The following is a 12,201-nucleotide window of genomic DNA, read 5'->3' on the forward strand; positions in this document are numbered from 1 at the left end:
CACGAACACCTCGTGCCCCGCCCGCGCCCACTGCCTGCCGAGCGCGTCCGCCATGTTGCCCGTACCGAGAATCCCGATCCGCATCGGTGACGTCTCCCTTCTGCCGTCCGAGCCTTCTGCCACGGACACACAGACAGTAGGAAGCCGCTCAGGCACCATTTGGTACGTGACCACCGACCCCTTCCTCGCCGACTGCCGCGCCCGGCTCGCCTTCGATCTGCTCGCCAACACCTGGAACGCCGTGGTCCTTTGGGCCCTGCGGCACGGCCCGCGCCGTCCCGGCGAGCTGCGCGAGCGGATCGGTGGCATCAGTCAGAAGGTGCTGACGGAGACGCTGCGGCGGCTGGAGTTCAACGGGCTCGTCGCCCGGCACGCGTACGCCGGTTCGCCGCCCCGCGTGGAGTACGAACTCACCGCGCTGGGGCGGACGTTGCTCGGCCCGATCGAGGCGTTCGGGGCCTGGGCCTTCGAGCACGGCGACGAGGTGATGGACGCCCAGGAGAGGACGGCTGGAGAGGGTGACTAGGAGGTCAGCCGGGACCTCTGACGTATCGTCGCGTGGTCGGCCGGGGTCGCGCGTGTGACGTACTGGGGTACCGGGGCGGTGTCCTTGCCGTTGTCGCGGGTGAGGCCGTAGCGGATGGCTCCCTGGGCGGGGCCGGTCGTTATGTCCTTGTTCACGGCGTCCCATTTCGTCGGGAAGACGGCCAGGCCGTAGGAGGCGCCGCGCTCGTTCACGGTGAGGGTGACGCTGCCGTCGACGTAGAAGTACTCGTTCTGCCACATCTGCTGGGTGCCCTCCGGCAGGACGGTGTAGCCGATGTCGGGGCCGCCCATGCCGGTGACGTAGCCGCGGCCGGAACCGTCCGCGTAGACGTCGTCCATACGGCGGCCGCCCCCGGAGGCGACGTGGAAGAGCTTGCCCTTCAGGCCGGTCCAGGTCGGCATGACCAGGCCGCCGGGCCGGTCGTGCGGTGCGATCTGCCAGCGCACGAGTACGTAGCCCTGGCCGCTGAGCGTCACGCTCTCGCCGCGGTGCTGCATCACGGCGCGCGCGCCGCCGGTGCTGGTGACGCCGGACTCGGGGCGGCGCGGCAGGGCGGCGGGGCGCGCGTTCGGGTCGGGCGCCTGGTCGACGGTGTCGACGACCGTGCCGTACAGGCTGGCCTTCCTCGTCGGTGAGGGGGAGGGCGTCGGCGTGGGTGACGGCGCCGGGCGGGCCGTGCTCGACGTCGTGGGGGCCGCGGCCCGGGGGCGTGGCTCGTCGGGCGGCTGCGTGGCGACGTATGCGCCGCCCGCGACCATCGTCGCCCCTGCGGTCATGGCCACCGCGGGCTTGGTGAGGGCGCCGATGACCTTGGCGGACCAGCCGGCGGCCGTGGCGGCCGTCGTCGCGGCGGCCGCCGTCTTGCCGCCGAAGACCAGGGAGAGCGTGAAGCCGACCGGTACGGGGACGAGCGCGAGCCCGACGAGCAGCCGTTCGGCCGGTACGACCTTCTCGTGCGGCCCGGAGCAGTAGCGGCAGTCCCGGATGTGCCGGGCCAGGCGCTTGCGCCACACCGAGTCGGGCTGGCCGTCCCAGCGGGCGGTGACCTCGCGCAGCTCGGGGCAGGACGAGTCGAGCGCCCGCACGATGCCCCGCGCGGTCTCCAGGCGCGCCTTCATCCGCTGGACGCGCACGGCGGCGTGCTGCCGGCTGATGCCGACGGCCGACGCCAGCTCGCGCCGCGTGAGCTCGCCCGCGACCTCCAGCCACCACAGCGAAAGCAGCTGCCGGTCCTCGTCGTCGAGCCAGCGCACCGCCTCCGCGACCTCGCGCCGCTGCCCCTCCAACTGGAGTCGCAGCACGGTCAGTTCGGCGAAGTCGGCGGCGTCGTGCGCGGCGTCCTCGGCCAGCGACTCGGACGTACGGCGCCGGGCCCGGTCACGTATCTGCCGCATCGCGATGGCGACCAGCCAGGAGCGGAAACTGTCCGGATCGCGCAGCGAGCCGAGGTTGCCCACGGCCCGCAGCATGGTCTCCTGCACGACGTCGTCCACGTCCGCGTGGCCGTTCAGGGCGCGGCCGACGACGTTGTAGACCAGCGGCAGCCAGCCCTCGACCAGCTCGTCGAGGGCACGCCGGTCACCGGCCTGCGCTGCCGCGATGGTCGTACGCCACTGCCGCCCGTCCACGTACGTCCCTTCCCGCACAGGTCTCACTTGCTGTAGAGGAGCGTCCCGAAGCCCAGCTGGTCGAAGCCGCCGCTGTTGGGTCCGTAGTCTCCGCCGCCGCCTTCGGCACGTACCTTCTCAGCCATCGCCGTGACATGGGGGACCGAGAGTCGGCGGCGCCGGGCGTAGTGGTTGTGCAAAAGATCCCAAACCGGTCTGATCTGTCCCCGGCCTATGTTGGAGATCACGGCCTGCTCGCGCCAGGCTCCCTTGGTGCCGGTGCGCCAGACGTACTTGGTGAAGGGGACATCCCCTCCCAAGTTGTACTTGGCGACGTACTCGGCGGCCTTCATCAGGCGGTTGTCGTCGTAGCCGTAGAAGTCGACGCCCTGGTTCCACGCCATCTCGCAGATCGAGCCCATCAGGCCCATGCCCATCACGGTGTGGCCCTGGTCGCGGCCGGACTCCTGCCACTGGGCCAGGCCCTGGTCCTCGTACACGAAGGGGACGGCGTGCTTGATCGAGCCGTTGCCCGCGCCGTTCTTGAAGTACTCCACGGCGCGGTCGAACTTGGCCCTGTCGTCGCACAGGATGCCGATGGCCATGATCGAGGCGATGTTGCAGAGGTCCCAGTTCGCCCAGTAGTTGGTGATGACGGCGCCGTTGTGGTGAATCAGGAAGTGGTCGTTGAGCGGATAGAAGACGTTGAGCAGCATCTTCTTGAAGCGGGCCAGGTCGAAGCCCGGGTAGTCGCGTACGAGTTCGGCGGCGTTCGCGAACTGGTAGCCGTAGATGCCGGACGCGAGGAACCGGTCGGAGTTCCCGGTGACCGTGGTGAGCGTGGCCGACCAGGCGTTGAGGATCGCGACGGCCGCCTCGGCGTTCTCCTTCGTGCCCGCGATCTTCCAGCGCAGGGCGTTCTGGTAGGCGGCGTGGATGTCGTTGAAGAGGATGCCGTAGTTCTGGCCCGTGCCGCCGCGGATGATCGTGGCCTTCGCGTTGGGCTTCCAGGTGCTCGCGGAGTGCCGGTTGGCGGTCAGCCGCTGCCAGCCCGCCAGCCAGGGCGCTCTCTTCTCGGCGACGCGCATCTTGGCGCGGTTGAGGTCGCCGGCGTTGTGCAGCATCCCGGGGTGCGCGAAGGCGCCCTTGGGGCGGGCGGTGCTGGAGGTGCTGGGTGACGGGGAGGCACCGGTCCCCGGGGCACCGGTCTGCGCGGCGTCGGCCGAGTCGCGGCCGCTCAGCGAGACCGCCATGCCGCCCACCGTACCCGCGGCGGCGACACCTCCGGCGATCTTGACCATCCCGCGGCGGCTGATGCGGTGCCTGTTGTGCTCTGCCATGAAGAGCTCCTGTACGACAACGAGTCTGCGGACGCGGCCTGCTGGTACGGGGTGGGTGGGACTTGTGTGCCGCGTGTGCACAGGAGACGGAGGAAACCCCTCCGTGATAACAATTTTTCACGGACCCGATGAGGGCCCTGAATGAGGGCCCTGAGGGAAACCCCCGACAACACCCTTGACCGGCAGGTCAGTTGATCGGGGTCGGCCCAGGGACGGTGCCTGCCGTCACCGTCGGCCGAGCACTCGACGCGCCACCGCGTGCGACGCGACCGTGGCCGCCGCTGCCACGGCGAGACCGAGTGCGGCGTCGCGCGGGCGCGTCGGGCGCAGTACTCCGGCGCGGCGCAGTCGGCCGCGGGCCCAGAGCGTGAACGGGATCACGAGGAGCGGTGAGGTGGCGGAGCCGGGAGTGTAGCCGCGTACCGTCGCCGCCTGGGCGAGGTGGACGAGGCCGTGCAGGCCGAAGCCGTTCAGCGCGGACTGGTAGAAGGCCGAGCGGCCTCCGGTGAGGTGGCCCGCGGTGGACGCGGCAGCGACCACCGCGGCCATCACGCCGACGGCGACCGTGAACTCACGTGCGTCCATCGACTCGGCCCGGCGCCACACCGCTTCCGGAACGGCGGGGAAACGCTCCCGCAGCGCGGGCACGTTGTGGCGCAACCACCTTGGCAGGGCCACGAGTTCCTCCGTGTCGTGCAGCGCCCATGCCGCCAGCAGGCCGAAGGTGACCGCGTCACTCACCCGTTCATCGCCGAGCGAATCGACCAGGTTCCATTCCTCAATGGTTTCCCCCACGTCCCCCATGGTTCTCAGTCTGCTACGGATCGATCAGTTTCGTGCGTCGTTCGGGCGCGCCCGGTCGGGGCGTCGCAGGCCCGAGTGCCGGGGCGACGCTGCGTCGGGTCTGCCCCGGTGCGTAGCGGGGCAGGCCGACCTCCACGGTCAGCCCGCCCTGGGGGCGTGGCCGGGCCACCACCCGGCCGCCGTGCGCCGCGGCGACGGCCGCGACAATGGACAGGCCAAGGCCGAGGCCATCCCGCTTGCGTACCCGCTCCGCGCCCAGCCGCCGGAACGGCTGGAAGAGCCCGGCGGCCTGGTCCGGCGGAATCACGGGACCACTGTTAGTGATGCGCAGTGCGGGGCAGCCGGCCGCGTCCGTCCCCGTCCACACGTTCACCCAGCTCTTCTCGCCCTCGGGGAGGTTGTGGCGCACGGCGTTGTCGACGAGGTTGACGACCAGCCGCTCGATCAGCTGCGGGTCGCCCAGAAGCGGCGCGGGGTCGAGGTCGGCCTCCAGGCGGGGACCACTGTCCGGCAGCCGCTCCCGGACGATGGCCGCGAGATCCACGAACTCCCTTCGCTCCAGCCCGCGTTGACTGCGCGCCAGCGTGAGCAGCGCGTCGATGAGCCGCTCCTGCTCCTGCCCGGCGGCCCGCACCCGCAGGCACGCGGCACGCAGCGTTTCCGCGGAGGCGTCCGGATCGGCGAGCGCGACGTCCACGATCGTCTGTTGCAGCGTGAGCGGGGTGCGCAGCTCGTGCGAGGCGTTCGCGACGAACTGCTTCTGCGCCTCGAAGGCGCCTTCCAGACGCGCCAGTACGTCGTCGAAGGTGTCGGCCATGGCCTTCAGCTCGTCGTCGGGACCGGGCACGGCGAGCCGTTCGTGGAGATTGTCGGCCGAGATACGGCGGGCGGCTGCCGTCATCGTGCGGAGCGGGGCGAGGACGCGTCCGGCCATCAGCCAGCCCAGAGCCAGCGAGGCCACGGTCATCACCGCCAGCGCGACACCCGACTCGACCAGGAGCTGGCGCAGTTGCTCCTCGCGCAGCACCGACAGCCGCTTCTCTACGTACGCGGCGACGAGCGGGGCGGACGGGTCCGCGGGATCGCCGTTCCCGACGCGCACCGGTTCCTCGGGCTCACCCGCCGTCAGCGACGGTTCGGTACTGGCGGCCAGCACGTATGTGAAGGTCAGCAGCAGTGCCCCCGCCACCGCGAACAGCGCGCTGTAGAGGAGCGTGAGACGCCAACGGATGCTGTGCGGCCCCCGCAGGTCACCGGAGAACGCGCGCATCGGACCGAACGCGCGCATCGGACCGCCGGGAGTCATGCCGGCCGGCACCTTCATCGGATCCGGTATCCCGCCCGCTCGACCGTCTCGATGAGCGGCGGCTCCCCGAGCTTGCGCCTGAGGCGGCTCACCGTCACCTTCACGGTCTGGCTGAAGGGATCGGCCGCCTCGTCCCAGGCCCGCTCCAGGAGTTCCTCCGCGGAGACGACGCCGCCCCGTGCGGCCAGCAGCATCTCGAGCACGGCGAACTCCTTCGGGCTGAGGGCGAGTCCGGTCCCGCTCCGCGTCGCCTGCCGTCGCGCCGGGTCGAGCCGCAGCACGCCGCGGATCAGGACCGGCGGCAGCGCGGGCTGCGTACGCCGCGCCAACGCCCGTATCCGCGCGACGAGTTCGGTGAAGGCGAACGGCTTGGGCAGGTAGTCGTCGGCCCCGAGAGCGAGACCGGCGACCCGGTCGGCCACCGTCCCGGCCGCCGTCAGCATCAGCACCCGCGCCCTGCTGCCCTCGGCGGCCAGTGTCCGGCACACCTGGTCACCGTGGATCCCGGGCAGGTCGCGGTCGAGTACGACGACGTCATAGCCGTTGACCTGGGCGCGCTCCAGCGCCGTCGGCCCGTCGAAGGCCAGATCGACGGCCATCCCCTCCCGGCGCAGCCCCGCGGCGACGGTGTCGGCGAGTTCTTCGTGGTCCTCGACCACCAGCACACGCATGCGGGTCAGTGTGGCGGGCGTCGGGTTACAGGGCGATAAGCCCGGCTGTTCCCGTGCCGTAACCGCCTGCCCGGTTTCGTGGACGAGGTCAGCAACCACACAACGGCAACAGGAGGCATCCCATGCCCGTACTGGCGACCCGGCCGCGGCAGCTCGCCCTGACCTTCGCCGTGATCACGGCCGTCACCCTCGGCACGGTCAGCGCGTCGGCGGCCACGGCGTCCGGCACGTCCGGCGCGTCCGGCGCGTCGACCGACACCGACCCGCCTCGTCACGAAAGGGGCATCGGGCCGGCGTACACACCGACCGACGCAGCCCCGGACGACGTGAACGAGGCGAACCGCGCTTTCGCCGACTGCATGCGCGACGCGGGGCAGAAGCGCTTCCCCGACTTCCACGCGCACAAGGCCGACGACGGCTCGATCCGCCTGAAAGTGACGATGAAGGGCGGCCCGTTCGACCCGGTCGCGAAGGAGTACCGCAAGGCGATCAAGAAGTGCGCGCCGCTCCTGAAGGAGGCGGGGATCACCTTCCCGGCCACGCCGGACCTGCCACGGCCGCCCGGACACCCCGACGAGCGAGGACACACAGAAAGGCCCGGGCACACAGAAAGGCCCGGACACGCAGAGCCCGGACGATCCGGCACCGTCGAAAGCGTCTGACCACTGCGGAGGGGGATCTGACCACTGCGGAGGGGGGAACAGCGCGGCCCCGGACGGATGGACTCCCGTCCGGGGCCGCTCGTTCGACGAGATGTCAGTCCAGCGACGTCATCACGTGCTTGATCCGCGTGTAGTCGTCGAAGCCGTACGCCGACAGGTCCTTGCCGTACCCCGACTTCTTGAAGCCGCCGTGCGGCATCTCCGCGACCAGCGGGATGTGCGTGTTGATCCAGACGCAGCCGAAGTCGAGGGCCTTGGACATGCGCATCGCACGCCCGTGGTCCTTCGTCCAGACCGAGGAGGCGAGGGCGTACTCGACGCCGTTGGCCCACTCGACGGCCTGGGCCTCGTCCGTGAAGGACTGGACGGTGATGACCGGCCCGAAGACCTCCTTCTGGATGATCTCGTCGTCCTGCTTGACGCCGGAGACGACGGTCGGGGCGTAGAAGAAGCCCTTGTCGCCGACGCGCTTGCCGCCGGCCTCCACGCGCGCGTGTGCGGGCAGTCGCTCGATGAAGCCCTCGACCTGCTTGAGCTGGTTGGGGTTGTTGAGCGGCCCGTACAGCACGTCCTCGTCGTCCGGCTGGCCGGTCTTGGTTTCGGCGGCGGCCTTGGCGAGTGCGGACACGAACTCGTCGTGGATCGCCTCGTGGACGAGGACGCGGCAGGCGGCCGTACAGTCCTGGCCCGCGTTGAAGAAGCCCGCGACCGAGATGTCCTCGACGGCCTTGGCGATGTCGGTGTCCTCGAAGACCACGACCGGCGCCTTGCCGCCCAGCTCCAGATGGACCCGCTTGAGGTCCTTGGCGGCGGACTCGGCGACCTGCATGCCGGCGCGTACGGAACCGGTGATCGAGGCCATCGCCGGGGTCGGGTGCTCGACCATCAGGCGGCCGGTGTCACGGTCGCCGCAGATGACGTTGAAGACGCCCTTGGGGACGATCGAGCCGATGATCTCGGCCATCAGGACCGTCGAGGCCGGGGTGGTGTCGGACGGCTTCAGCACGACCGTGTTGCCCGCGGCGAGAGCCGGGGCGAACTTCCACACCGCCATCATCATCGGGTAGTTCCAGGGCGCGACCTGCGCGCAGACGCCGACCGGCTCCCGGCGGATGATCGAGGTCAGGCCTTCCATGTACTCGCCGGCCGCCCGGCCCTCGAGCATCCGGGCCGCCCCCGCGAAGAAGCGGATCTGGTCGACCATCGGCGGGATCTCCTCGGAGCGGGTCAGGCCGATGGGCTTGCCCGTGTTCTCCACCTCCGCGGCGATGAGTTCCTCGGCCCGCTCCTCGAACGCGTCCGCGATCTTGAGGAGGGCCTTCTGACGCTCGGCCGGGACCAGGTCCCGCCAGGCCGGGAAGGCCGCGGCGGCGGCGGCCATCGCGGCATCGACGTCCGCCTGCCCGGACAGCGGCGCGGTGGCGTACGCCTCGCCCGTCGCGGGGTTGACCACGTCGGTGGTCCGTCCATCGGCGGCATCGCGGAACTCTCCGTCGATGTAATTGCGCAGACGACGCAGCTCGGTGCTCACTGCCGGCCCTCCTGTCGGGTTCGACTGTCACGACTGTCCAGTACCTGAGACGCCACCCTAATCCGTTGCCCCACGTTTTCAACACCCCCGATCGGCCGATAGCTGCGAAATCCGCACGCTTCGGTCGTGTAAACAACGAATTTCATCGATCGAGGCTTGCGGAACTGTCGAGGCCTCATGCACAGTGAACTCGTGGCCAGTCGAAGCGCAGACCCCAGGGACTCAAAGGACTCCCGCGAGTCCAGGAACGGCACGCCCCAGCTGGACGCCGTCTCCCTCGCCATCATCGAGCAGCTCCAGGAGGACGGCCGCCGTCCGTACGCCGCGATCGGCAAGGCCGTCGGCCTGTCCGAGGCGGCCGTGCGCCAGCGCGTCCAGAAGCTGCTCGACCAGGGCGTGATGCAGATCGTCGCCGTCACGGACCCGCTCACCGTGGGTTTCCGCAGGCAGGCGATGGTCGGCATCAACGTCGAGGGCGACACCGAGTCCGTGGCCGACGCGCTGACTGACATGTCGGAAGTCGAGTACGTGGTGATGACCGCCGGCTCCTTCGACCTCCTCGCCGAGATCGTCTGCGAGGACGACGACCACCTGCTGGACGTCATCAACAAACGCATCCGGGCCCTGCCCGGCGTGCGCTCCACCGAGAGCTTCGTCTATCTGAAGCTCAAGAAGCAGACCTACATGTGGGGAACCCGATAGCCGTGAGCAGCAAGGACCTCAGCAAAGTCGCGTACGACCACCTGTGGATGCACTTCACCCGCATGTCCTCGTACGAGAACGCGCCCGTCCCCACGATCGTCCGTGGCGAGGGCACCTACATCTACGACGACAAGGGCAAGCGCTACCTCGACGGTCTCGCGGGTCTGTTCGTGGTCCAGGCCGGACACGGCCGGGTGGAGCTGGCCGAGACCGCCTTCAAGCAGGCGCAGGAACTGGCCTTCTTCCCGGTCTGGTCGTACGCCCACCCCAAGGCGATCGAGCTCGCCGAGCGCCTCGCGGGCCACGCCCCCGGCGATCTGAACAAGGTCTTCTTCACCACGGGCGGCGGCGAGGCGGTCGAGACCGCCTGGAAGCTCGCCAAGCAGTACTGGAAGCTGCGCGGGCAGCACACCAAGTACAAGGTCATCTCACGCGCGGTCGCCTACCACGGCACCCCGCAGGGCGCCCTGTCCATCACCGGCCTGCCCGCCCTGAAGGCCCCCTTCGAGCCGCTGGTCCCCGGCGCCCACAAGGTCCCGAACACGAACATCTACCGCGCCCCGATCCACGGCGACGACCCGGAGGCCTTCGGCCGCTGGGCCGCCGACCAGATCGAGCAGCAGATCCTCTTCGAGGGCCCGGAGACGATCGCGGCCGTCTTCCTGGAGCCGGTGCAGAACGCCGGCGGCTGCTTCCCGCCGCCGCCCGGCTACTTCCAGCGGGTCAGGGAGATCTGCGACCAGTACGACGTGCTGCTGGTGTCCGACGAGGTCATCTGCGCCTTCGGCCGCCTCGGCACGATGTTCGCCTGCGACAAGTTCGGTTACGTCCCGGACATGATCACCTGCGCCAAGGGCATGACCTCGGGCTACTCCCCGATCGGCGCCTGCATCGTCTCGGACCGCGTCGCCGAGCCGTTCTACAAGGGCGACAACACCTTCCTGCACGGCTACACCTTCGGTGGCCACCCCGTGTCGGCGGCGGTGGGCCTCGCCAACCTCGACCTGTTCGAGCGCGAGAAGCTCAACCAGCACGTGCTCGACAACGAGGGCGCGTTCCTGTCGACCCTGCAGAAGCTGCACGACCTGCCGATCGTCGGCGACGTCCGCGGCAACGGCTTCTTCTACGGCATCGAGCTGGTGAAGGACAAGGCCACCAAGGAGACCTTCACGGACGAGGAGTCGGAGCGCGTGCTCTACGGCTTCGTCTCCAAGAAGCTCTTCGAGTACGGCCTGTACTGCCGCGCCGACGACCGCGGCGACCCCGTGGTGCAGCTCGCGCCGCCGCTGATCTCGGACCAGTCGACGTTCGACGAGATCGAGTCGATCGTCCGCCAGGTGCTCACGGAGGCGTGGGCCCAGCTCTGAGCCCGGCTCCGAGACCTTGGAACCTCGTGCCCCTTGGATCCTCGATGCCCTTGGAACCTTCTGATCCTTGGAACCTTGTGATCCTGTGATCAACACCGGCCCCGGTGGCGCCCGTTCGAGTGAGAATGAGCGCCCCGGGGCCGCGTACTGTCCGGCCTCCCGGCTCCGACTCCCTAGCGTGCCAAGTGACCGATCGGCCCTGCCGTCGTTCCCCCGTCCGGGGGGACTTCCCCCGTCGCGGGGGGACTCCACGGCATTTCTGATCTGAACCGAGGTGTACGCCCATGGTGGCCCCGCCGGACAACGATGTGCTCTGGGCCCGTGCCCTGCACGTCAAGCACAACGGCTCTCCCGCGCTGAGCGGCGTCTCGCTCGGGGTTCGCGTGGGCGAGATCCTCGCTGTCGGCGGCCCGCGCGGCAGCGGCAAGACCACCCTGCTCCGGTGCCTGTCCGGGCAGCTGCTGCCGCAGCAGGGCGAGGTCTGGTTCAACAGCACGCCCGTGCACACCATGGGCCCGCTCACCCGCGAACGTCTGCGCCGCGACCGCTTCGGCTGGATCGACCCGGCGCCCGTCCTCGTGCCCGAACTGAACGCCTGGGAGAACGCCGCGCTGCCGCTGATGCTGCGCGGCGTCGGGCGCCGCGAGGCAAAGAGCACCGCCCTGGAGTGGCTGGAGCGGCTCGACATCGGCGGCTGCGCCCGCCGGCGCCCGTACGCCCTGCTCCAGGCCGAGCGCCAGCGCGTCGCCATCGCCCGCGCGCTGGTCCCCACGCCCACCGTGCTCTTCGCCGACGAGCCGACCGCCCCGCTGCACCGCGTCGACCGCGCCAACGTCCTGCGTACGCTCACCACGGCGGCCCGCTCGCACGGCATCACCGTCGTGCTCGCCACGCACGACGCGGACACCGCGGCTCTCGCCGACCGCAGGGTGTCGCTGCTCGACGGCCGGCGCGTGCACACCGTCAACCTGCCACCGGGCGCCGAGACCGAGACGGAAGGCCGGGCCGCGTGCTCGCTCTCCGCCTAGCCCGGGGCGCCCGGCCCGCCGTCCAGCTCCGCAGACTCCTGGTTGCGGCGGCGTCGGCGGGCACCGGGTTCCTGCTCCTGTGCACCATGGGATACGCGATGGGGCACCCCGACGCCTCGCCCACGGCCGCGCTCCGGCTCGCGTGGTGCGTCGCGCCGCTCGCCGCCACCGTGTACTTCGCGGTCACGGTCGCCCGTACCGATCCGGCCACCCGTCCCCGCCCCAGCCTCTCGGCGATCGGCCTTGGCCCGTTCCGCCTGATGATCCTGGCCGCGTCCTCCACCGCCGTGTCCTGCACACTCGGTTCGCTGGTCGCCCTGCTCTGCGTGCTGCACCTGCGCGGCGACCTGAGCGGTCTCCCCTTCGACGGGAAGGCCGCCGAACTCCTCGCCGGGGACCAGCCGTTGCCCCTTCCGGCCACCCTCACACTGCTGGCGCTGGTCCCGATCAGCGCGTCGGTGTCGAGCGCGGTGACACTGCGCCCGCGCACGCGCTACGGGACCGGCACGCACGGAAGCGCCACCGAAAGCGGCGACTCCGCCGGCGACGCTCACCCTGAAGGACCAGGCCAGGCAGCGGGCCAGCAGGGCCAGCCGCTGGACATCTACGCCGCTCCCCTCCCCGCCCCCACCGGCC

Annotated in this window: 12 protein-coding genes and 1 pseudogene; 6 read left to right on the top strand and 7 right to left on the bottom strand. The window is 70.4% G+C overall.

Annotated elements, in window-relative coordinates; all coding sequences use genetic code 11:
• Positions 1-84 (bottom strand): NAD(P)-binding domain-containing protein (locus tag G5C60_RS53870; protein ID WP_165269342.1); only part of this gene is annotated, 84 nt, incomplete at its 3' end.
• A gap of 82 nt (positions 85-166) precedes the next feature.
• Between G5C60_RS53870 and G5C60_RS45660 the strand changes: the two genes are divergently transcribed.
• A complete protein-coding gene (locus G5C60_RS45660; protein WP_165269326.1) occupies positions 167-526 on the top strand; it encodes a winged helix-turn-helix transcriptional regulator in 360 nt (119 codons plus the stop codon).
• On the opposite strand, the gene G5C60_RS45665 is transcribed toward G5C60_RS45660, so the two are convergent.
• From G5C60_RS45665 to G5C60_RS45685, 5 genes are all read right to left on the bottom strand, one after another.
• Complete coding sequence (locus G5C60_RS45665; RefSeq protein WP_165269344.1) at positions 523-2,175, bottom strand: sigma-70 family RNA polymerase sigma factor; 1,653 nt, start codon at positions 2,173-2,175, stop codon at positions 523-525. The genes G5C60_RS45660 and G5C60_RS45665 overlap by 4 nt on opposite strands.
• Before the next feature lie 23 nt (positions 2,176-2,198).
• Positions 2,199-3,494 (bottom strand): alginate lyase family protein, encoded by a 1,296-nt coding sequence (locus G5C60_RS45670; RefSeq protein WP_165269328.1) that lies wholly within the window; start codon positions 3,492-3,494, stop codon positions 2,199-2,201.
• Positions 3,495-3,719: 225 nt separating this feature from the next.
• A complete protein-coding gene (locus G5C60_RS45675; RefSeq protein ID WP_420907475.1) occupies positions 3,720-4,235 on the bottom strand; it encodes an HXXEE domain-containing protein in 516 nt (171 codons plus the stop codon).
• Positions 4,236-4,311: 76 nt separating this feature from the next.
• Positions 4,312-5,604, bottom strand: coding sequence for a sensor histidine kinase (locus G5C60_RS45680; RefSeq protein WP_241267550.1), 1,293 nt, complete (start codon positions 5,602-5,604; stop codon positions 4,312-4,314).
• A gap of 14 nt (positions 5,605-5,618) precedes the next feature.
• Positions 5,619-6,275, bottom strand: a complete 657-nt coding sequence (locus G5C60_RS45685) for a response regulator transcription factor (RefSeq protein WP_165269330.1) — start codon at positions 6,273-6,275, stop codon at positions 5,619-5,621.
• A 122-nt stretch (positions 6,276-6,397) separates the two neighbouring features.
• Here G5C60_RS45685 and G5C60_RS45690 point away from each other — a divergent pair, with 122 nt between their 5' ends.
• Positions 6,398-6,937 carry a hypothetical protein gene (locus tag G5C60_RS45690; protein WP_165269332.1) on the top strand — a complete coding sequence of 180 codons (540 nt, stop codon included), beginning with the start codon at positions 6,398-6,400 and terminating at the stop codon, positions 6,935-6,937.
• A gap of 94 nt (positions 6,938-7,031) precedes the next feature.
• On the opposite strand, the gene G5C60_RS45695 is transcribed toward G5C60_RS45690, so the two are convergent.
• On the bottom strand, positions 7,032-8,468 hold the full coding sequence (locus tag G5C60_RS45695) for an aminobutyraldehyde dehydrogenase (RefSeq protein WP_165269334.1): 1,437 nt from the start codon (positions 8,466-8,468) through the stop codon (positions 7,032-7,034).
• Between the two features lie 177 nt (positions 8,469-8,645).
• Here G5C60_RS45695 and G5C60_RS45700 point away from each other — a divergent pair, with 177 nt between their 5' ends.
• The 4 genes and pseudogenes from G5C60_RS45700 to G5C60_RS45715 form a co-directional block, all read left to right on the top strand.
• Positions 8,646-9,170, top strand: coding sequence for an Lrp/AsnC family transcriptional regulator (locus G5C60_RS45700; RefSeq protein ID WP_165269336.1), 525 nt, complete (start codon positions 8,646-8,648; stop codon positions 9,168-9,170).
• Positions 9,155-10,537 (top strand): aspartate aminotransferase family protein, encoded by a 1,383-nt coding sequence (locus G5C60_RS45705; RefSeq protein ID WP_338146120.1) that lies wholly within the window; start codon positions 9,155-9,157, stop codon positions 10,535-10,537. Before G5C60_RS45700 ends, G5C60_RS45705 begins: the two co-directional genes overlap by 16 nt.
• A gap of 284 nt (positions 10,538-10,821) precedes the next feature.
• Positions 10,822-11,565 carry an ABC transporter ATP-binding protein gene (locus tag G5C60_RS45710; RefSeq protein WP_165269340.1) on the top strand — a complete coding sequence of 248 codons (744 nt, stop codon included), beginning with the start codon at positions 10,822-10,824 and terminating at the stop codon, positions 11,563-11,565.
• Positions 11,547-12,201, top strand: a pseudogene (locus G5C60_RS45715) (hypothetical protein); the annotation flags it as partial. The gene G5C60_RS45710 and the pseudogene G5C60_RS45715, both read left to right, overlap by 19 nt.

The organism is Streptomyces scabichelini (assembly GCF_011045015.1).
Taxonomy (GTDB): Bacteria; Actinomycetota; Actinomycetes; order Streptomycetales; family Streptomycetaceae; genus Streptomyces; species Streptomyces scabichelini.